The organism is Streptomyces sp. DF42, assembly GCF_058267695.1.
Map to the genome: position 1 here is coordinate 544,538 of NZ_CM177859.1, position 18,467 is coordinate 563,004.

The following is an 18,467-nucleotide window of genomic DNA, read 5'->3' on the forward strand; positions in this document are numbered from 1 at the left end:
TGCACTGATGCCACGTAGTTTCAGCGACCGGAGCCGCAGAATCAGCGAAACAGGCGGCACTTTCGTACAGCGCAGGTCATGGGGCGTGTGTCGGCATAGCAGGGCCAGAGACCTTCGGCGGCGACAGCCCGGAATGAACGCGGCAGCCACATCGCCGTGCCCCTACGAGGCGAGAAGCCGCGCTGGACGGCAGGCCGTACCGCTCGCGCCGGTGTCGCCCTCGACGTGCCAGTAGATCGAGCCGGCGGCAGTCCGCACTCGGCGCTGACCGCCGCGATGGACGTGCCCTCGTCCCCGCGCTCGCGCGGGACCTCCGCCGCTGGGTCGAGGATGCGCTGTCGCGACTCCACTGCGTTGGCACGCCTTCTTCGCATGGCCCGCGGCTCGCTCATGGGAGGTGCCCTTGCTGCGGTGCCGGCTCGTCAGACCAGATCGGGCAGCGGGCGCCGGGCGACGTCGTGGGCGTCATCCGATGGGACGCCCAGCATGCGCAGGACCATCTCGGCGAGGTTCTCGGCGGCCTCGTCCCCGTCCAGGTCGGGGCGGGCGAACCTCAGCTCGACCAGGGACAGCAGGGTTCCGCCCAGCGCGGAGGGCGACCGTCGGGTCGAGGGTGGTGAAACGCCCGGAGGCGATGCCGATCTGGAGATCGCGCAGCGCCCGGCGGGACAGTCCGCTGTCCGAGTGGATGTGCCCCAGGCCGCGGCGGCGCAGGACCTGCATGAGCTCCGGGTGGGACTCGGCCATACGGGCGCTGAGCCGGAAGCCGGCCGCGACGAGTTCCGCGGGGTCGTCGATCCCGGTCAGGCGCTCGTCGAAGGTCTGGCCGAACTCCTCCAGGGCGTCCGTCACCGCCGCCTCGAACAGCTCCGCCTTGGACTCGCAGTGGTTGTAGAAGGAGCCGAAGCCGACGTCCGCGCGCTCGGCGATCGCCTGGATGCTGGCGCCGGTGTCCCCGGATTCGGCGAGTATCTGCCGGGCGGCGCGGACGAGCGCCCTGCGGGTCTCGGCGCGGCGCCGCTCGAACCGGTTGCTGGGCGGAGCTGACGTGGGCATGCGCCGAGTGTAGCTGCGGGATCCGCCATTGCCACAGTTCTGATGAAATCCTCATCTTGTGATGGCCTATCTATTGACGAGGATTCTGTCAGCGATGATGATTTCCTCATTACGGCAATGTTGCTCGGAGGGCACCATGTCTGAATCACGCGTGGCCCAAGCCGCCGTCGCGACGCCCCACCAGGATCTCCACAGTGAGCAGGGCGCCCTGCGCGGCGAACATCCCGGTCGCTCCCGGAACCCCCTGATCAAGGTGGCGGACCTGGCGTGGCTGGAGTTCGAGAAGCCGACCTGGACCGGACGGAAGTCTTCGCCCGGGACTTCGGCTTCGGTATCGCCGCCCGCACGGAGAGTGAGCTGTGGCTGCGGGGTGCCTTCGCCGGCCCGCCCTGCATGGTGATCCGGCGCGGTCGTACGTCCCGTTTCATCGGCCCGGCGTTCCGGGCGGCCGAGCGGGCCGGAGGACTTCGCCCACCTCCTCGACCTGCGGCTGAAGCTGTCCGTCAACGGCGACCTGCGCCAGGACCGCACCCTCGCCGACATGATCGTCCGCCCGGCGCAGGCCCTCACCCTGCTGGCCCGCTTCCAGACGCTCGACCCCGGCGACCTGCTGCTCACCGGCACCCCCCGGCGGTACGGCGCTCAAGGCCCCGCCGAAGCCGGTCGAGAAGATCGGCGCCCTGCTGCCGCCCTCGGTGAAGTGGAAGGCGTTCTTCAAGTCCCAGGCCAAGAACCCCCACTACCTGCGGCACGGCGACGTCGTCACCGCCTCCATCGCCACGCCGGACGGCCGGATCGACCTGGGCGAGCAGCGCACGCCCGTGGCCGACGCGCACGGAGAACAGAAGTGAGCCGCACATGACCGTCGAGCACAACTCGGCAGACGTACCCGTGGTGATCGTCGGCGCCGGACCGGTGGGCGTGACCGCCGCCCTGCTGCTCGCCCGGCGCGGGTGCGTACCGTCGTCCTCGAACGCCACCAGGACGTCTACCCCCTGCCCCGTGCCGTCGCCACCGACGACGAGGTCCGCAGGATCCTCCAGGCCGCCGGAATCGCCGACGAGTTCGCCGCCATCGCCCGTCCCGCGCGCGGGCTGCGGCTGCTGGACGCCCGGCATCGCGTGATCGCCGAGTTCCGGCGGTCCCCGCAAGGCCACCACGGCTTCCCGCAGACCAGCATGTTCGACCAGCCCGAGCTGGAGCGGCTGCTGCGCGAGGCACTCGCCCGCCGCCCGGAGTGCGAGCTGCGGGGCGGGGCCGAGGTGACGGCGGTCGAGCAGCCGGCCGACGGACCGGTCCGCGTCACCTACCGCGATGACGACGGCGAGCACCTGCTGCTCGCGGACGCCGTCCTCGGCTGCGACGGCGCGGGCAGCCTCGCCCGCGACGCGATCGGCGCGGGGTGGGAGGACCTGCGCTTCGAGGAACGCTGGACCGTCATCGACGTGACGACGAAAGCCGCCGTCCGCTGCTGGGAAGGCGTCGACCAGGTCTGCGACCCGCACCGCCCGGCCACCTTCATGCGCGTCGGCGAGGACCGCTACCGCTGGGAGTTCCGGCTCTGCGCGGGGGAGGACCTCGACGGCCCCGACGGGCGGGAGCGACTGCGCGAGCTGGTCGCCCCCTGGGTGGACCTCTCCCGCGTCTTCCTCCTCGGCGACGCCGCCCATCTCACCCCGCCGTTCGTCGGACAGGGCCTGTGCTCGGGGCTGCGCGACGCCCACAACCTGACCTGGAAGCTCGCCCGCGTCCTGAAGCAGGGCGCCGACGAACGGCTGCTGGACACCTACGAGCGGGAACGCAGACCGCACGCCCGCCATGTGATCCGCCTCGCGGTCGCCACCGGCTGGGCCATGACCGGCGGCCAGGACCGCGCGGCCGCCCTGCGGCGCAGCGCCGTCGCCGCGGCCTGCCGCATCCCCGGGGTGACGGGTAGGGCGAGCCGGGACCTCGGCCGCCCGCTGCGCGTCGGTTCGCTCGTACGCCGCAGCCGGCTCGGCGGCACCTTCTGCCCACAGCCCCTGGTGACCACCGAGAGCGGACGACGGGGCCGTCTCGACGACGTCCTCGGCGCCACGTCCCCTACGAGATCCTCGAGGTGCCGGGCATCCCGCACACCCGCACCGGCAAGAAGCTGGAGGTCCCGGTCAAACGCCTGCTCCAGGGCGCTCCGGTCGAGCAGGTCGTCGACCCGGCCACCGTGGACAACCCCGACCTCATCGACCACTACGCCCGCCTCGGTGCCGAACGGCGTGCTCAGAGGCTCAACTAGCGTCCTGCGCCAGGCAACGTCTCCTTTGCCGGCCCGGGGTATCGGCAAGGACGTGCAGAGCGGACGGCGGCCCAGTAGGCCAAGGCCCTGTCGTCTGGATCATCCCGGCGTGGCGGGGCCTGGCACGCATTCCCCCACTGCTTCAAAGGCGTGGGTGCCCCCCAGCGGCGTTGTCGTCACTCCCCGACTCCCCCCACGTTCCCGGCATGATCCGCGGCGCCGACGCCCATGACGGCACGCCAGACGATCAGCGTGCTCGTGGAGTCCGCGAACGCGCGGTCGGCAGTGCCTGTCACGTGTCGCGGCTCGCCCTGGCGGCCGCGGTCTCCTTCGTGATCGGCGGCTCGCGTTCCGTCTCGGTGTGTCCTTCACCCGAGGATGGATCCGTCACTGTTTGAATCACCGTCATGACCAAGCGCGACGACGCGGCTCTCTTCGGCAACCGATTCCTGACCGTGCCCGCTCCCTCGGAGACCTTCCCCGAGGAAGGCATGGCCGCGACGGACGCAATGAGGCTGGTGGGTGAGGACCTCGCCATGGAGGGCGACCCGCAGCGCAATCTCGCCACGTTTGTCACCACGTGGATGGAGCCGGAGGCGCAACGGCTGATCGCCGAGAACCTCCACCGCAATTTCATCGACCATGCGGAGTACCCCATCGCCGCCGAGATCGAGCAGCGTTGTGTGCGGATGCTCGCCGACCTCTTCCACGCGCCGGGCAGGACGACCGGATGTCGGACCCAGGGCTCGTCCGAGGCGATCATGCTCGGCGCGCTGTCGTTGAAGTGGAAGTGGCGCGAGCGCCGCCAGGCGGCGAACCTGTCCATCGACCGCCCCAACTTGATCTTCGGCGGAGACGTCCACGTCGTGTGGGAGAAGTTCTGCCGCTACTTCGACGTCGAGCCGCGAATCGTGCCGCTCGCCGAGGACAAGTACACGATCGGCCCCGAAGACGTGGAGCCCCACCTCGACGAGAACACGATCGGCGTCGTCGCCGTCCTCGGCACCACCTTCACCGGCCACAAGGACGATGTCGTCGGGATCGACAAGCTCCTGCGGGACGTCCGCAAAAAGCGGGACCTCGACATCCCGATCCACGTCGACGGCGCCAGCGGCGCATTCGTGTGGCCCTTCCTCTACCCGGACTCGAAATGGGACTTCCGGCTCGAGCAGGTCCGTTCGATCAACGTCTCGGGACACAAGTACGGCCTGGTCTACCCCGGCATCGGATGGCTGGTCTTCCGCGAGGAGTCCGACCTGGCCCAGGACCTCGTGTTCTACGAGAACTACTTGGGCAAGACCGACGCGACGTTCACCCTGAACTTCTCCACCGGCGCTTCGATGGTGCTCGCGCAGTACTACAACTTCGTGCGGCTCGGTCGCCAGGGCTACACCTACGTCATGAAGATGATGCAGGAGAACGCCGGCGCGTTGGCGGACAACCTGCGCGGCAGCGGCCGCTTCGAAGTGATCGGCAGCGACCTCGAGCAACTGCCGCTGGTCGCTTTCCGCCTCGCCGGCAAGCACGCCTACGACGAGTCCGACATCGCCTGGCAGCTCTCGGCCGAGCGGGGCTGGATGGTGCCGGCATACACCCTCCCGCCGAACGCGGAGCGGGTGAAGATCCTGCGTGCCCTGGTCAAGGAAACCCTGAGCCGCGAGCAGATCGATCGTCTGAGCCAGGACATCGCTGCCGCGTGTCGCACTCTGGACGACAAGGGTGCGACCCACGGGATCGAGCGGGCCCAGGTCAAGCGCGGTACCGGCTACTGACGCACGCTCCCAGGGGCGGGCGACGAAGTCGCTGCATCACTACACGGGTTGTGGGGCGAAGGGGAGCAGGTCGTCCGCTCCGGGCCCCACCACGCCGTAGCTGCTCTCGGGGACCTCGTTCCAGACGCCGGGCAGATCGCCCAGCGGCTCGGACACGATGAGACGGGTCTCGTCGGACACCTCCTGCAGGAACGCCACGTCGGGGTGGAGTGCTCGGAAGTCGGTGATTCCGCCGTTGTGCATCCACATCCAGCGGCCGTGGCGGAACGGGTGGCAGTTGGTCTGCTGCACCGGAGTGCCGGTCGTGGCCCGGATGTGAGCGAAGAACAGCGGGGACCGGACGTGGTCCGCGATCTCCCGCAGATTGCGATTGCTCCATGCCGGGCCGGTGTCCCGGACTACCGCGGGGGTGACGTTGTCCGGTTCGTACCAGCCGATGCCGAACCCGTCGCCGTTGGTCGTTTCGACGCCCATCCGGGAGTGCAGGCTCTGGTCGATCAGCGAGTGGACCGGTTTGTAGAGCACGGTGTCGAGCAGGACAGGCGTTCCTGTGTAGGCGAGCCACCGGCACATCGGCTACCACCTTCAGGGTGTTCGGAACCACGCCGCAGGGGGTCATCCCCCCACCGGGGCCCAGCTGCTGCTCCACAGGGTGATCTGCACTGTGGGCCCGTTGAGTGCGGTTCCGCTTCACCCGGGACGGGTGAGTGACGAAGCCGGGACCGGGTCCTTGCAGGTCGTACGCCGTGTACGCGTGTTGTTCGCCTCGATGGCTCCGGCGGCTCCGCGTGAACGCACGGCTCCGTCGGCCGTCGCGCCGATGCGGTTGCAGAAGGCTCGGACCGTCAGCCCGGAGATCACTGCTCCGATGCCCTTGGCCCACCCACAGACCTGCCAGGACGGTCGGCGACTGCGAGAAGCTCGGAGCACAGTCACATGTTCTTCGGGTCCCGTCGCCGCCGGCCGGTATCGACGGCCTTGACCACCACCCGGGCCGCGATCCCGACGAGCAGGATTCCGCCGACCATCTGGATCATCGTCATGACGCGCGCCGTTTCGGTGTGGGCGGTGATGTCGCCGAAGCCCACGGTGCTGAACACGGTGAGCGCGAAGTACAGGGCGTCGGTACGGGTGAGGGGCTCGGTGAAGCTGCCGGGTGTGGCCCGCGCCAGCAGGAAGTACGAGGTGGCGAAGAGCAGGACGAACAGGGGGACGACGGCGGCGAGCGACTCCACGGCCCGCAGTTCGGGTTGGGGGGAACGGACGATCGCACGCACCTGCCAGAGGAACAGTGCCGTCACCGCGATCAGGCCGAGGACGAGGCCGGCCACCGCGCCCACGCCGAATGGCTTGTCCATGGGCAACAGGTAGTAGGCGACGACCAGTCCGGCCGACACAGCGATGGCCCTAGCCACGGCCCGGAGGGTCGCGCGAGAGCCGGGTCCTGCGCGGTCATCCCCCATGTCCCGCGGCCCTCCGGATCGTCGTCAGGGCCAGTCGCCGCACCCGGCGCCAGTCCGTCGGGGATCTGCCGTGCGGCACGCCGGGACGGTCGCGGGGGGCCCGCACGCGCCAGGCGGGCGGGCGGATCCGGCAGCGGACCGGGGCCGGCAGTGTGAGGGCCTCGCCGTCCACGCCGACCGGGATCGCGTCGGCATCGGCGTCGCCAACCACCCCGTGGGCGGTCAGCTGCGCGAGGCCGGGCGCCCGGTGCCCGCGGAGCATTCCCGCCGCCTGCGCCGCGCTGTCGACCTTGACGCCCAGAACCCCGAGGTTGCCGGAGTCCAGCAGGTCCCGGCGGCCCAGCCCGGCCGGATCATCCGTCCGGTAGGGGTTGTTGCCGACCAGTACCGCCTGCGGCTGCTCGACGGTCGCGCCCCCGGCACGCACGGCGAGACGTGGGCCGTACTGGAGTGTCAGCAGATCGGGCAGCATCTGCAGGGTGGTGGCCGAGGGCACAACCGCCGCCTGCGAGCGGATGACGTTGATCGTCTCGACGAGTCGGTCACCCACCATCCGGCAGAGCCCGGCCCGCCCCTCTGGAGCCCACGCCGGTCCATCCGAACCGCTCATACACACCTCCGCCGGGCGAGCTCGCCCCGAATGTTGCCCGGTGCCGGCCAGTCCCCAGCCGGCCACCAGCAGGTTCCGCAGACTGCACAACACGCCGATCACATCGGTGGCGTTTGGCAAGGAGACGGTGAAGCGGGGCTGAGCCGTCCCACTGTCGCCGGGCTCGTACAGACGCTGGGTAGCGGCGGCTTCCAGCCGGAACCCCTCAGCTCGCGGCGAGCCCCCTCACCCCGGCAAAGCGGATCACCGTGCTGCGCTGCCATACGTCTCCAACGACGCCGTCTCGCTCCCGGTGGTCCGCCGAAGGGGTGACTCTTCGTCACGCTCATGGTCAACCCGGCCGCCGGCGACGGAAGGCTTGGGCCCAGCGACATCCTTCCCGCCCGCCCCACAGCGGTTGACGTGGAGGCGCTCAGTCAAAGGCCGCGAGGTGGTCGGCGGCGCCTCCGCGCCATTCGATCATGAAGAGGGTGGCGTCGTCGCTGGTGCGCCCGCCTCGTTCCCTCTTCAGCGTGTAGGAGAGCCGGCGCAGGTCCGCCCGCACCCCCTGTGACGGCTCTTCCCCGAGGCGGTTGACGCAGTGGATGAGGCGTTCCTCGCCGAACGGCGCGCCGCCGGTGGCGTGTTCCTCGATGATGCCGTCGGTGTAGCACAGCACCCGGTCGCCCGGCTTGAGCAGGTGCTCTCGGATCCGGGGTTCCTCGCCGCCGAAGCCGACGGGCAGTGTCGTCGCGCTCTCCAGCTGTCGCACGACCTGGCCTTCGCGGATCAGCAGGGGCGCGGGGTGGCCCGCGTTGACCAGTTCCAGCTCACCGGTGGCGATGTTGATGTGCATCAGCTGGGCGGTGACGAAGTGGTCGGGGCCGAACTGCCGGGAGATGGCGTCGTCCATGAACGCGTACTTCTCGGCCAGGCTGACGAACACGCGCCGGGCATGCCGGTAGGCGCCGATGGCCACGGTCGCCATCACGGCGGCGTCCAGGCCGTGGCCCATCGCGTCGATCACGGCCATGTGCAGGATGTTGTCGTTGAGGGCGTAGTCGAAGCTGTCACCGGCGACGCGGTAGGCGGGCTCCAGGATGCCGGCCACCGCTACCTGCGGCACGGTCATCGTCAGCGGCGGCAGCAGGCTCCACTGGATCTCCGCGGACACGCTCATGGGCTCCCGGCGCCGGGCCAGGAAGAACAGGTCGGTGTAGGAGTTCTTGGTGACCAGCATGTCGGCGACCAGGCCGGCAAGTCGGCGAAGCAGCCGCCGATCATCGTCGCCGATGGCATCCAGGGTCAAGGCCATCACCCCCACCTGGTCACTGCCGTCCAGCAGCGGCAGATACATCCGTACGCCGTCGTGGGCCTGCGGCACCTCGACGAGGTCCGCGCTCAGGAAGGCCCGGCCAGCGGGGGAGTCGGCCATCGGCTCGGGCTGGCCGACGTGCAGCTTGCTGCCCGCAAGCGGCACCAGCACCTCCTGCGCGTAGTCCTGAAGCAGGATGGAGACGTCACGACCACCGATCCCGGCCACCCCCTCCGCGATCAACGGGGCGATCAGCTGCGGCGGCATCAGCCGCGCCCGGTCCAGCAGCAGGCCGAGCAGCCGCTCACCGGACCCCTCCGAACGGTCCACCATCTCCTCGCCCATACCTTGTTCGCCACCTCGCTGTCGCCGCCCGCACCGGTCACCGCATGCGCACAACGTGACCCGGGAAGCCGCCGGAACGGCTCATTAAGCCATGCGCAGCATGTCGGCCCGCGCTGTCCGACGCGCAGTGACGAGGCCGCCCGGGGCAGGGGGGACGCCGGGACGAGGGAAGGCGTTGCGGCATGCGGTGGCGTCGCTGGGTGGTGATGTGCGGCGCGGGCGCGAGGAGCCTGCCTCGCGCGCCGGGACCCGCGCTGGTTGCCACCGGGCGTGTGCGGGCGGACCGTGCCGCACACCACGGCCCACAGCGGCCCGCAGTGCCGTACGGCGATGAAGAGCAGGGACAGCAGGATCGCGAACTCGCCCGGGCCGAACAGGGCCTGCGGCCCGGCGAGCAGCGTGCCCACCGAGCAGCAGGGAGCACAACGCCGGTACGGCGGTGCGCAGTTGGGGGGTGAGCCAGGCGGGGTGCCGCTCGGCCGGCCACAGGACGGCGACGAGTCCGACCAGGTGCAGTACGACTGGCGTCCGTGCGTTCTCGTCGGCGTTGGCCACGTTCACGACGTCGGCCACCGCCGCCTGACGCAGATGGGCGGCGAGGGCGCCCGGGGGATCGGGCCGGCGCCGTTCAACACCGGGGACGCCGGCGACCTCAATTCGGCGGCCGCCTCAGCACCGCACCGCCCAGTTGCGCCGGCCCTGAGGAATTAGCAGGTCAGCGGGCCCGGGACGCCAGCAAGCCAAGCCCATCGCGCGTGAGGCCAAGCGCTCCGCTCAGTGCCAACCATCCCGCTTTCATGCCAACTAGAGAGCCTCGTCACATCTACAGAGGGGCTAACGCCGTACCCTCGGCATCCCCAGACCGATCCACGAGATGATCTCCCGCTGGATCTCGTTGTTGCCGCCGCCGAAGGTGAAGATCACGGCGGAGCGGTAGCCGCGCTCCAGTTCACCGTGGAGCACCGCGCCGGCCGAGCCCTCCTTCAGCACGCCCGATGCGCCGACGATCTCCATCAGCCAGGCGTAGGCGTCCCGGCGGGCCTCGGAGCCGTAGACCTTGACGGCGGAGGCGTCCTGCGGGGTGAGGGTGCCGTGGTGCACGGCGTTCACCATCTGCCAGTTGAGGAGTTTCATCGCGTCGAGCCTGGTGTGCGTCCGGGCGAGGTGGCGGCGCACCCAGGGCAGGTCGACGACGCGGCGGCCGTCGGCGAGCTTGGTCTCGATGGCCCAGCGCTGCACGTCCTGGAGGGCGCGAATGGCCATGGTGCCGTGGGCGGCGAGGGTGACGCGTTCGTGGTTGAGCTGGTTGGTGATCAGCCGCCAGCCCTGGTTCTCGGCGCCGACGCGGCGGGAGACGGGGACGCGGACGTTCTCGTAGTAGCTGGCCGTGGTGTCGTGCGAGGCGAGGGTGTTGATGAGCGTGCAGGAGTACCCGGGGTCGGTCGTCGGGACGAGCAGCATGGTGATGCCCTTGTGGGGCGGGGCGTCCGGGTCGGTGCGCGTGGCGAGCCACACCCAGTCCGCGGTGTCGCCGTTGGTCGTCCAGATCTTCTGCCCGTTGACGACGTACTGGTCGCCGTCGCGCACCGCGCGCGTCTTCAGCGAGGCCAGGTCGGTGCCCGCGTCGGGCTCGCTGTAGCCGATCGCGAAGTCGATCTCGCCGGAGAGGACCTTGGGCAGGAAGTACGCCTTCTGCTCGTCCGTGCCGAACTGCATGATCGTCGGTCCGACCGTGTTCAGCGCCATCAGGGGCAGCGGTACGCCTGCCTGGGCGGCCTCGTCGAAGAAGATGAACTGCTCCATCGCCGTCAGCCCGCGCCCGCCGTACTCCTTGGGCCAGCCCACGCCGAGCCATCCGTCCGTGCCGAGGCGCCGGATCGTCTCGCGGTAGAAGCGTTTCTGCGTGGCGGGGTCGCCGTGCCGGGCGTACGCGTTGTCGGGCACCAACTCGGCGAAGTAGGCGCGCAGTTCGCTGCGCAGTCGCAGCTGCTCGGGCGTGTATTCGAGGTGCACGGCGCCTCCAGGCTTCGCAGGCCGGTCCTGACCGCGCACACGGTAGAACGTGTTTCAGAAATTGGGAATGCCGAAGCGTACGGAAAGGGGCCCGCGGTCACCGTCCGGGCCCTCTTCGTCTCGAACCGGTCAGTGCGCGACGGAAGTTGCCCGCTCGGCGCCGAGCGCCCCGCCGCCTTCGGGGCGGTGAGGACTCGGTCCGCAAGCACCCGGGTGGACCGCCCGGGGCTGCGCCCCGCGTCGTCAGTTCAGTGTGGCGAGGAAGTCCGTGCATGCCCGTGCGCAGTCCCGGCCGGCCTTCGCACCGTCCTCCGCGCCCGGCAGCAGGTCGAAGACGTGCGCGCACTCCAGGCACACAGTGCGGCACCACTCCACCTGGATGCGGATGCCGGCCTCGTCCAGCCGGTTCTGCTCGGACAGCACCCGGCAGGTCGCGTCGCACACCTCCGCGCACATGATGCCCTTGCGTCGTACGAGTTCCTGCTCCTGAGAGCCGTCCGGGTCCACGAGGCTCGCGCGCAGAGCACAGGCGCGGGCACACTCGGTGCACGCCTGAGCAACGGCGAAGCGGTCCTCCAGGAACCGGAAGAGCTCCTGCTGGGTCGTCGAAGTCACGTCGGCCGGGTTGCCGGAGTCGATCCCCCCAAACACCGGGAAGCGCGGGCTTTCCGGCCCTCGCCGGGTCGGATCGCAGAGGAGGTCCGGTTCACGTCGGGCCGCTCGGGTACCCGCAGCCCATGAGTTCCGCAGGGATGGACATCGCCGCAGGCCGCGGCGCACTGGGGATCGGCCTGGTCGTGGTGGGTGTGGTGGTCGTGGCGCTGCTGATCGGCGCCTTCTGGCTGGGCGCACGTATCCGGGGCCGCGAGCCCGGTCCGCCGCGCCCCGAGGATCAGCCGCGGCTGCCGGACGAAGGCCCGGTCCGCGAGGTACTCGAGAACCGCGAGCCCGACGAGGTGCCGCACAGCGACCATCGGCTGACGCCGCACGAGATTCCCGGCCACGGCAACTCGCCGACCCGGACCAGTCCGTCACAGGACCGGCCGCGCTGGCGCGACGGCGGCAGCGGTTCCTTCGACAGCGGCGGTCCCGGCGCCGGCTGACGTCGGCACCGTCCACGTCGACACCGGACGGGCGGCCCTGCTGCAAGCACTGGCGCTTGCAGCAGGGCCGCCCTTCGGTCAGCCGCGCGTCCGTCGCCCCGGTGGACGCGTCACTCCGACGAACGCGTCCACTCGACGGACGTGTCACCCCGTCGTATGCCCCCACCGTCGGCCGACGCGCTCCCACTCGGCTCCCCACCGTTCGGTGGCCCGGTGCTCCACCCGTATGCGCATCAAACGGCCGCCGACGAGGACCAGGGCGCCGGTGACCAGGGCTACGCCGGCACCGGCCAGCACCGCCCGTGTCGTCGCCTCCGTGGAGCTGACGGGCGGCGTCACCAGGTGGCCGCGCCCGTCCGTCCACGCCGCCACCGCGCTGCCGGACCTGGTCGCGGGTTTCACCTCCATCGAGCCCATGCGGACGGTGCCCCTCTCGTCCGTCCAGCGGACCTTCGCCAGTACACGGTCGTAGCGCGCGCCGGTGACCACGTCCCGTCCGCTGTCGGGCACGGTCTTGATCAGTACCGCCGTCACGGGCCGGCGTTCCGCCCGGTCCCGCTCCACCGTGCGCTGTGCGGCCTGGGCGCCGACGACACCGGCGGCGACCGCCCCCAGCGTCGCGACGGCCCAGGCGGCCAGCACGATCCACGCCTCCAGCAGGTCGCTGCGCCGCCGCAGCGGATTGCTCCGCCAGCGCCACCCCAGGACCCTCACCCGTCTGACCTTTCGCATCGGCCACACCTCCTCACGGGCGCAATGAGGACGGACACACCTAAAAGGTCTCACTCCACGATCCCGAATGGGAGGGTCGACCTGTGGGGAGCAGTCGTACAAACGCCCTGCCGGTCCACGTGACCGCGGCGGTCGCAAGGTCGATACTGCCCAAAGGTGCCAGGCTCACCAGGAGGAACCATGAAGATGTTGATCAACGTCCCGGAGTCCGTGGTCGTGGATGCGCTGCGGGGCATGGCGGCGGCCCATCCCGAGCTGATCGTCGACGTGGAGAACCGGGTGATCGTACGGCGGGACGCCCCCGTGGCGGGGAAGGTCGCCCTGATCTCGGGGGGCGGCTCGGGGCACGAGCCGCTGCACGGCGGATTCGTGGGCCCCGGCATGCTGTCGGGTGCCTGCCCCGGCGAGGTGTTCACATCGCCGGTTCCCGATCAGATGGCCCGCGCCGCGGCGGCCGTGGACAGCGGGGCGGGCGTGCTGTTCATCGTGAAGAACTACACGGGTGACGTGCTCAACTTCGACATGGCGGCCGAGCTCGCCGAGGACGAGGGCATCCAGGTCGCCAAGGTGCTGGTCAACGATGACGTGGCGGTCACCGACAGCCTCTACACGGCCGGACGCCGGGGCACCGGGGCGACGCTGTTCGTGGAGAAGATCGCGGGTGCCGCGGCGGACGAGGGACAGCCGCTGGAGCGGGTGCAGGCGATCGGCCGCCAGGTCAACGAGAACTCCCGCAGCTTCGGCGTCGCGCTCAGCGCCTGCACCACCCCGGCCAAGGGCAGTCCGACCTTCGACCTGCCGTCCGGTGAGCTGGAACTGGGCATCGGCATCCACGGCGAGCCCGGCCGGGAGCGGCGGGCGATGATGACCTCGGGTGAGATCGCCGAGTTCGCGGTGAACGCGATCCTTGAGGACATGCCCCCGCGCAACCCCGTCCTCGTGCTGGTCAACGGCATGGGCGCGACGCCCCTGCTGGAGCTGTACGGGTTCAACGCCGAGGTGCAGCGCGTGCTCACCGAGCGTGGCGTCGCCGTCGCCCGCACCCTGGTGGGCAACTACGTCACCTCGCTCGACATGGCGGGCGCCTCGGTCACGCTGTGCCAGATCGACGAGGAACTGCTGCGGCTGTGGGACGCACCGGTGAAGACGCCGGGGCTGCGCTGGGGAATGTAGGCAGGCCGGGTGTCAACGGTCAACGTACCTACCACGCAAGGAGATCCAGTGCTTGACGCCGACTTCTTCCGCCGCTGGCTGACGGCGACCGCCGCGTCCGTGGACCGCGAGGCGGAACGGCTCACCGCCCTCGACTCCCCCATCGGGGACGCCGACCACGGCAGCAATCTGCAACGCGGGTTCCGGGCCGTGACCGCGACGCTGGAGAAGGAGGCACCCCCGACGCCCGGCGCGGTCCTGACACTCGCCGGACGGCAGCTGATCTCGACCGTCGGCGGCGCGTCGGGGCCTCTGTACGGCACGCTGCTGCGCCGTACGGGCAAGGCGCTCGGGGACGCCGGTGAGGTCAGCGATGCGCAGTTCGCCGAGGCGCTGCGGGCCGGGGTGGACGCGGTCATGGCACTCGGCGGCGCCGCGCCGGGCGACAAGACCATGATCGACGCGCTGGTGCCGGCCGTGGACGCGCTCGGCGACGGCGGCTTCGCGGCGGCCGCGGCCGCCGCCGAGCAGGGCGCGCTCGCGACCACGCCGCTGCAGGCCCGCAAGGGCCGGGCCAGTTATCTCGGGGAACGCAGCATCGGGCACCAGGATCCCGGCGCCACCTCGTCGGCGCTGCTCATTGGAGCCCTCACGGAGGCCGGCGGTGAGTGACGACAAGCAGGTCGGGATCGTGCTGGTCTCGCACAGCGCCGAGGTGGCCGCGTCGGTGGCCGAGCTGGCGAAGGGGCTTGCGGGCGGCGGGACTTCGGTGCCCGTCGCCCCGGCGGGCGGCACCGAGGGCGGCGGCATCGGCACGAGCTCGGAGCTGATCGCCGCCGCGGCCGCGTCCGTGGACCGGGGCGCCGGGGTCGCCGTGCTCACCGACCTCGGCAGCGCCGTACTCACGGTGAAGGCACTGCTCGCCGAGGGCGACGAACTCCCCGTCAACACCCGGCTGGTGGATGCCCCCTTCGTGGAGGGAGCGGTGGCCGCGGTGGTCACGGCGGCCACGGGCGCCGACCTAGCGGCGGTGGAGGCGGCGGCCGCGGACGCGTACACCTACCGGAAGGTCTGAGCAGACGGTCCCGCCGAGCCCTTCCGCCGCAGCGGTCAGGGCCGAGCACAAGGCCTCCAAGAGCCCGGCCTCCGCCGGTCGGCGACGGGCGGGCGGGCCGTCCGACGGCCGCCCGGGGGCTCACTGGTCCTGCACGAACTGCCTCGCCAGCCGCCGACCCGCCGTGACGGCGGCGGCATGGCTCTCGATCGGCTTGGCCTGCGAGTACTTGAAGACGATGTAGGTGACGCCGGAGGGCGTGCCACCATTGCGCGGACCCGGGGCGATACCGAGGCCCTTGGCGGTGGCGTAGGACGCCTCGCCGATGACGTTGCTCGGGCCGATGTCGCCCACCACCGCGTACTGCACCCGGTCCCGGTAGACGACGGCGACGACCGAACCGCCGCGGACGCCGTAGTCGCGGTGGTCCCAGATGCGGCTGGCGGCGGGCACCACGATGTACGGGAGGCGTTCGGAGCTCAGGTGGCGTCCGTCGGACTGCTGGTAGGCGGTGGCGCGGGAGAACTGCGGATCGCTGCGGCGGTTGCAGCGCGGGCCGGACTGTCCGTCGCAGTCGATGTCCATGTCGGCCTTCCAGAAGACGGCGCGCCGGGTGCCGCACACCGGGATGGTGGCCGGTTTGCCGGCGTCGCTGCGGAACCGGCCGTGGGAGACCTGGGTGCAGTCACGCACCTTGGCCAGCAGGTCGGCGGCCGGGACGTCGCCCTCGCGCCAGGACACCGGCTCCGCCCGGACGCCGGGCTCGGCGTCGGGCAGCATCGCCGGGGCAAGCAGCGCGGCTCCTGCCACGGCCAGGGTCAGCGTCTGGACACGCACGATGAGGGACCCTCTCCTCGGGGAAACTGACGGGCATTCGGCCCGATCTGGTGCCGTAACGATCATGCGGACACCGTAGGCGGGCCGGACGGCGCACGGCTTCAGGCAGGTCACGGCGTGGCGCGCCCCGGAATGTCCGGCAGGGGCCGGGCGCCTGAGCCTGCATCGGCTCCGGCTGCCCGGCCACCCGCGTCCGGCGCGGGAACAGCGACGACAGCGGCCCGCGCCACCGGCATGAACTCACAAGCCCTCAAGGAGAGTTCAGCCGCGAGGAGCTTCAGCATACGTAACTCCCGCGGGCGGCCTCCACGGCAGCCGCCTGCGGGGCGGCACCGAACACCACCCTCTTGATGCGGCCACGCCAGGAGCCCATATTGGTACGGACCATTGCCGCAGTGCCGTCCGGGAGGCAGAGCCGTGCGTCGCGACACCGTTCTCGTGTACCGCTCCGTTCTCGTGTACCGGTCCCTCGTCCTCTGTGCGGCCCTGGCCTTGGTCGGCGCCTGCGATGGAAGCGACAGCGCGAACGGGAGCGCGGGCGGCGATGACGGCCGGGCGCCGGGCGCGCCCTCGGGCGTGACCGCGGCGGCGGGCAGCTCGTCGAGTGTGCACGTGATGTGGAACGCCGTGTCAGCGAACCCTCGCGTCAGCCTCTACGAGGTGTATCGCGGCACCACGAAGGTCGAGGAGGTGCCCGGCTCCGAGCACATGGTGGACGTCGTCCGGCTCAGACCTTCCACCGTGTACGTCTTCACCGTGCGGGCGCGGAACACCGAGGGCCGGCTCGGACCGCCGGGCCGTCCGGTGCGGGCGACGACTCCCGCGGCCGCGGCGGCGGACGACACGGCGCCCACCCGTCCGGGGAGGGCGCGGGGCCGGGTGGTCGGAAGCAGGGCCGTCGAGCTGTCCTGGTCCGCGTCGACCGACGACCGGGCCGTGCTGTCGTACGACATCCAGCAGGGCACCTCCAAGATCCACAGCGTCGGCGGGGCGCAGACGGCGACCGTGGTCACGGGGCTGCGGCCGGGCACCCGGTACGCCTTCACCGTGCGGGCCCGCGACGCGGCCGACAACGTCTCGTCTCCCAGCCGCACCGTCCGCCTCAGCACCCCCGGTTCCGATGACGGGCGGAACACGGCGCCCACCGCCTTCGGTGCGACGAGCCACCGCGCCGACGGGGCGTACTACCTCGACCTCCGCTGGATCCCGCCGCGCACGGACGGCGTGGTCACGGAATACCAGGTCCGCCTCGACGGCCGGACGGCCACCTCCTTGGTCTATGGCGGGGACGCACCGCGCGACCGGGCGTCGTACTCGTTCTACGTCGGCCGGGAAGCCGGCGTGACGCACCGTCTGCGGATCAGGGCGAGGCTGCCCGACGGCAGCTGGGGCGGCTACTCGGCGCAGCGGAGCGTGACGACCGGGGCGGGCGGCGGCTCCCGGCCGTGACGGCGCTCCCGCATGGGCCGGACGAAGGAATCCGTCACCTGCCCGGGGGCCGTCCGCATGCGGAGCGGGCCGTGGGGACGTTGGCTGCCCCTGAGGCAGCACGGGCGATTCCCGACCCTCGGCGGCGCAAGGGATGTACCGCCAACCGTGCCGTCGGAGGGCAGACCAATGCGCAACTCCCAGCTACTCCTCCGCTCCGCCCTGACCGCGGCAGCCGCCGCCGCGCTCCCCGTCGCCCTCGCCGCCGTGCCGGCCGCGGCGCAGGGGGCGGGGATCTCGGTGAGCACCAGCGGGACCACGGTCTCGGTGACGACCAGCACCTGCTCCCGGACCACCAGCAGTGGCAGCTGGGGCACCGCCTCGCTGCTCAACAGCAGTCAGACGAACTTCGCCCAGGGACGGCAGGTGTCCCTGTCCGGGACCACCGCGCTGCAGTCGGCGGCCTGGTCGAACGTGAGCCCGGGCACCTACACGGTGGTGGTCATGTGCTCGTTCAACAACAGCACCGCGGGCACCCAGTCGGTCATCGTCGCCCCCGCCTCCACCCCCACCATCTCCGCTACGGCCAAGCCCTCGCCCTCGCCCTCGCTCGGCGTGATGGGCGGGCTGGGAGGCGCCGTCAAGGACTACGGCCCGGTCACGCTCGGAGTGGGTGCCGCCCTGGTGGGCACGGGCGTCATCGCGACGGGCTGGTACCTGCGCCGCCGCGCCAAGCCGAACCGCCTCTGAGGGCGGCCGCGCTCACGCCGTCCCGGAACCGGGGAGTTCGGTGAACTCCTCCAGGGCGTGCGTGAGCCACTGCGTCCAGAAGGTCTCCAGGTCGATGCCCGCCCGCAGCACGAGATGCCGCAGCCGGTCCTGGGCGGCGTCCTTGCCGGGCGGGAAGTCGCGCTTCTCGATCTCCTGGTACTCGGCCAACTGCAGCCGGTGCAGCTCCAGATGACGGCGCAGGTCGGTCTCCAGACCGTCCGTGCCCACCACGGCCGCCGCGCGCAGCCGCAGCAGCATCACATCGCGGTGCGGCTTGGGGTCCTGGGACGCGGCGGTCCAGCGGGCCAGTTCGGCACGGCCCGCCGGCAGGACCTCGTAGCTCTTCTTCTGCCCCTGGGCCGGCTGGCTGGACGGCAGGGCCCGGATGTGGCCCTCGGCCTCCAGTTTGCCCAGCTCGCGATAGATCTGCTGGTGCGTCGCCGACCAGAAGTAACCGATCGACCTGTCGAACCTGCGGGTCAGCTCCAGCCCCGAGGACGGCCTTTCGAGCAGGGCGGTGAGGATCGCGTGCGGGAGGGACATGGAGTCATCCTAGGGACGGCGG

General features: G+C 71.1%; 17 protein-coding genes and 6 pseudogenes. 12 read left to right on the forward strand and 11 right to left on the reverse strand.

The annotated features are described in order from the left end of the window. Positions 1-225 precede the first annotated feature (225 nt). Both ACYUED_RS02590 and ACYUED_RS02595 read right to left on the reverse strand, forming a co-directional pair. Positions 226-392: pseudogene (locus ACYUED_RS02590) on the reverse strand (TetR/AcrR family transcriptional regulator); the annotation flags it as partial. A 30-nt stretch (positions 393-422) separates the two neighbouring features. Further along, a pseudogene (locus ACYUED_RS02595) lies at positions 423-1,056 on the reverse strand (TetR/AcrR family transcriptional regulator). Between the two features lie 136 nt (positions 1,057-1,192). Between ACYUED_RS02595 and ACYUED_RS02600 the strand changes: the two are divergent. From ACYUED_RS02600 to gad, 5 genes and pseudogenes are all read left to right on the forward strand, one after another. Continuing rightward, positions 1,193-1,515 (forward strand): annotated as a pseudogene (locus ACYUED_RS02600) (VOC family protein); the annotation flags it as partial. Continuing rightward, positions 1,514-1,907: pseudogene (locus tag ACYUED_RS02605) on the forward strand (fumarylacetoacetate hydrolase family protein); the annotation flags it as partial. The pseudogenes ACYUED_RS02600 and ACYUED_RS02605, both read left to right, overlap by 2 nt. 7 nt (positions 1,908-1,914) lie before the next feature. Further along, a pseudogene (locus tag ACYUED_RS02610) lies at positions 1,915-3,128 on the forward strand (FAD-dependent oxidoreductase); the annotation flags it as partial. Continuing rightward, a pseudogene (locus tag ACYUED_RS02615) lies at positions 3,128-3,328 on the forward strand (hypothetical protein); the annotation flags it as partial. The pseudogenes ACYUED_RS02610 and ACYUED_RS02615, both read left to right, overlap by 1 nt. A gap of 407 nt (positions 3,329-3,735) precedes the next feature. Beyond that, positions 3,736-5,100, forward strand: coding sequence for a glutamate decarboxylase (gad, locus tag ACYUED_RS02620; protein ID WP_491290693.1), 1,365 nt, complete (start codon positions 3,736-3,738; stop codon positions 5,098-5,100). Positions 5,101-5,139: 39 nt separating this feature from the next. Here gad and ACYUED_RS02625 read toward each other — a convergent pair whose 3' ends face one another. The 4 genes from ACYUED_RS02625 to ACYUED_RS02640 all read right to left on the reverse strand — a co-directional run bounded on the left by ACYUED_RS02625 (position 5,140) and on the right by ACYUED_RS02640 (position 8,812). Then, positions 5,140-5,673, reverse strand: a complete 534-nt coding sequence (locus tag ACYUED_RS02625) for a class II glutamine amidotransferase (protein ID WP_491290694.1) — start codon at positions 5,671-5,673, stop codon at positions 5,140-5,142. A 359-nt stretch (positions 5,674-6,032) separates the two neighbouring features. Then, positions 6,033-6,515, reverse strand: a complete 483-nt coding sequence (locus ACYUED_RS02630; RefSeq protein WP_491290695.1) for a potassium channel family protein — start codon at positions 6,513-6,515, stop codon at positions 6,033-6,035. A gap of 37 nt (positions 6,516-6,552) precedes the next feature. Beyond that, positions 6,553-7,173, reverse strand: coding sequence for a diacylglycerol kinase family protein (locus tag ACYUED_RS02635; RefSeq protein WP_491290696.1), 621 nt, complete (start codon positions 7,171-7,173; stop codon positions 6,553-6,555). Between the two features lie 412 nt (positions 7,174-7,585). After that, positions 7,586-8,812, reverse strand: coding sequence for a PP2C family protein-serine/threonine phosphatase (locus tag ACYUED_RS02640; protein WP_491290697.1), 1,227 nt, complete (start codon positions 8,810-8,812; stop codon positions 7,586-7,588). Positions 8,813-9,142: 330 nt separating this feature from the next. Here ACYUED_RS02640 and ACYUED_RS02645 point away from each other — a divergent pair, with 330 nt between their 5' ends. Beyond that, the gene (locus tag ACYUED_RS02645; protein ID WP_491290698.1) at positions 9,143-9,523 is read left to right on the forward strand and encodes a hypothetical protein; all 381 of its coding nucleotides are present in this window, start codon (positions 9,143-9,145) and stop codon (positions 9,521-9,523) included. A 123-nt stretch (positions 9,524-9,646) separates the two neighbouring features. On the opposite strand, the gene ACYUED_RS02650 is transcribed toward ACYUED_RS02645, so the two are convergent. Together ACYUED_RS02650 and ACYUED_RS02655 are read right to left on the reverse strand one after the other, a co-directional pair. Beyond that, positions 9,647-10,825 (reverse strand): acyl-CoA dehydrogenase family protein, encoded by a 1,179-nt coding sequence (locus tag ACYUED_RS02650; protein WP_491290699.1) that lies wholly within the window; start codon positions 10,823-10,825, stop codon positions 9,647-9,649. 243 nt (positions 10,826-11,068) lie between these two features. Beyond that, positions 11,069-11,440, reverse strand: coding sequence for a four-helix bundle copper-binding protein (locus tag ACYUED_RS02655; RefSeq protein WP_491290700.1), 372 nt, complete (start codon positions 11,438-11,440; stop codon positions 11,069-11,071). 122 nt (positions 11,441-11,562) lie between these two features. Between ACYUED_RS02655 and ACYUED_RS02660 the strand changes: the two genes are divergently transcribed. After that, positions 11,563-11,928, forward strand: a complete 366-nt coding sequence (locus tag ACYUED_RS02660) for a DUF6479 family protein (RefSeq protein WP_491290701.1) — start codon at positions 11,563-11,565, stop codon at positions 11,926-11,928. Between the two features lie 144 nt (positions 11,929-12,072). Here ACYUED_RS02660 and ACYUED_RS02665 read toward each other — a convergent pair whose 3' ends face one another. After that, positions 12,073-12,660, reverse strand: a complete 588-nt coding sequence (locus tag ACYUED_RS02665; protein WP_491290702.1) for an Rv1733c family protein — start codon at positions 12,658-12,660, stop codon at positions 12,073-12,075. Positions 12,661-12,840: 180 nt separating this feature from the next. Between ACYUED_RS02665 and dhaK the strand changes: the two genes are divergently transcribed. From dhaK to ACYUED_RS02680, 3 genes are read left to right on the forward strand one after another with little or no spacing between them, the layout of a single operon-like run. After that, positions 12,841-13,833 carry a dihydroxyacetone kinase subunit DhaK gene (gene dhaK, locus ACYUED_RS02670; protein ID WP_491290703.1) on the forward strand — a complete coding sequence of 331 codons (993 nt, stop codon included), beginning with the start codon at positions 12,841-12,843 and terminating at the stop codon, positions 13,831-13,833. Between the two features lie 48 nt (positions 13,834-13,881). Beyond that, entirely contained in the window at positions 13,882-14,484 is a 603-nt protein-coding gene (gene dhaL, locus ACYUED_RS02675) for a dihydroxyacetone kinase subunit DhaL (protein WP_491290704.1), read from the forward strand. After that, complete coding sequence (locus ACYUED_RS02680; protein WP_491290705.1) at positions 14,477-14,887, forward strand: PTS-dependent dihydroxyacetone kinase phosphotransferase subunit DhaM; 411 nt, start codon at positions 14,477-14,479, stop codon at positions 14,885-14,887. Before dhaL ends, ACYUED_RS02680 begins: the two co-directional genes overlap by 8 nt. A 120-nt stretch (positions 14,888-15,007) precedes the next feature. Here ACYUED_RS02680 and ACYUED_RS02685 read toward each other — a convergent pair whose 3' ends face one another. After that, positions 15,008-15,703 (reverse strand): glycoside hydrolase family 75 protein, encoded by a 696-nt coding sequence (locus ACYUED_RS02685; protein ID WP_491290706.1) that lies wholly within the window; start codon positions 15,701-15,703, stop codon positions 15,008-15,010. Positions 15,704-16,120: 417 nt separating this feature from the next. On the opposite strand from ACYUED_RS02685, the gene ACYUED_RS02690 reads away from it, so the two are divergent. Together ACYUED_RS02690 and ACYUED_RS02695 are read left to right on the forward strand one after the other, a co-directional pair. Further along, on the forward strand, positions 16,121-17,152 hold the full coding sequence (locus tag ACYUED_RS02690; RefSeq protein WP_491290707.1) for a fibronectin type III domain-containing protein: 1,032 nt from the start codon (positions 16,121-16,123) through the stop codon (positions 17,150-17,152). A 168-nt stretch (positions 17,153-17,320) separates the two neighbouring features. Then, positions 17,321-17,881: a hypothetical protein gene (locus tag ACYUED_RS02695; RefSeq protein WP_491290708.1), complete on the forward strand. Its 561-nt coding sequence runs from the start codon at positions 17,321-17,323 to the stop codon at positions 17,879-17,881. Between the two features lie 12 nt (positions 17,882-17,893). Here ACYUED_RS02695 and ACYUED_RS02700 read toward each other — a convergent pair whose 3' ends face one another. Continuing rightward, positions 17,894-18,445 (reverse strand): PadR family transcriptional regulator, encoded by a 552-nt coding sequence (locus tag ACYUED_RS02700; RefSeq protein WP_491290709.1) that lies wholly within the window; start codon positions 18,443-18,445, stop codon positions 17,894-17,896. Positions 18,446-18,467: the final 22 nt, after the last annotated feature.

What these genes read in the sequence shown, in the direction of transcription:
- ACYUED_RS02635 (WP_491290696.1), bottom strand. Translation starts at nt 7,173, where the DNA reads ATGAGCGGTTCGGATGGACCGGCGTGGGCTCCAGAGGGGCGGGCCGGG.
- ACYUED_RS02640 (WP_491290697.1), bottom strand. Translation starts at nt 8,812, where the DNA reads ATGGGCGAGGAGATGGTGGACCGTTCGGAGGGGTCCGGTGAGCGGCTG.
- ACYUED_RS02645 (WP_491290698.1), top strand. Translation starts at nt 9,143, where the DNA reads ATGAAGAGCAGGGACAGCAGGATCGCGAACTCGCCCGGGCCGAACAGG.
- dhaK (WP_491290703.1), top strand. Translation starts at nt 12,841, where the DNA reads ATGAAGATGTTGATCAACGTCCCGGAGTCCGTGGTCGTGGATGCGCTG.
- ACYUED_RS02700 (WP_491290709.1), bottom strand. Translation starts at nt 18,445, where the DNA reads ATGTCCCTCCCGCACGCGATCCTCACCGCCCTGCTCGAAAGGCCGTCC.
- ACYUED_RS02665 (WP_491290702.1), bottom strand. Translation starts at nt 12,660, where the DNA reads ATGCGAAAGGTCAGACGGGTGAGGGTCCTGGGGTGGCGCTGGCGGAGC.
- gad (WP_491290693.1), top strand. Translation starts at nt 3,736, where the DNA reads ATGACCAAGCGCGACGACGCGGCTCTCTTCGGCAACCGATTCCTGACC.
- ACYUED_RS02695 (WP_491290708.1), top strand. Translation starts at nt 17,321, where the DNA reads ATGCGCAACTCCCAGCTACTCCTCCGCTCCGCCCTGACCGCGGCAGCC.
- ACYUED_RS02625 (WP_491290694.1), bottom strand. Translation starts at nt 5,673, where the DNA reads ATGTGCCGGTGGCTCGCCTACACAGGAACGCCTGTCCTGCTCGACACC.
- ACYUED_RS02660 (WP_491290701.1), top strand. Translation starts at nt 11,563, where the DNA reads ATGAGTTCCGCAGGGATGGACATCGCCGCAGGCCGCGGCGCACTGGGG.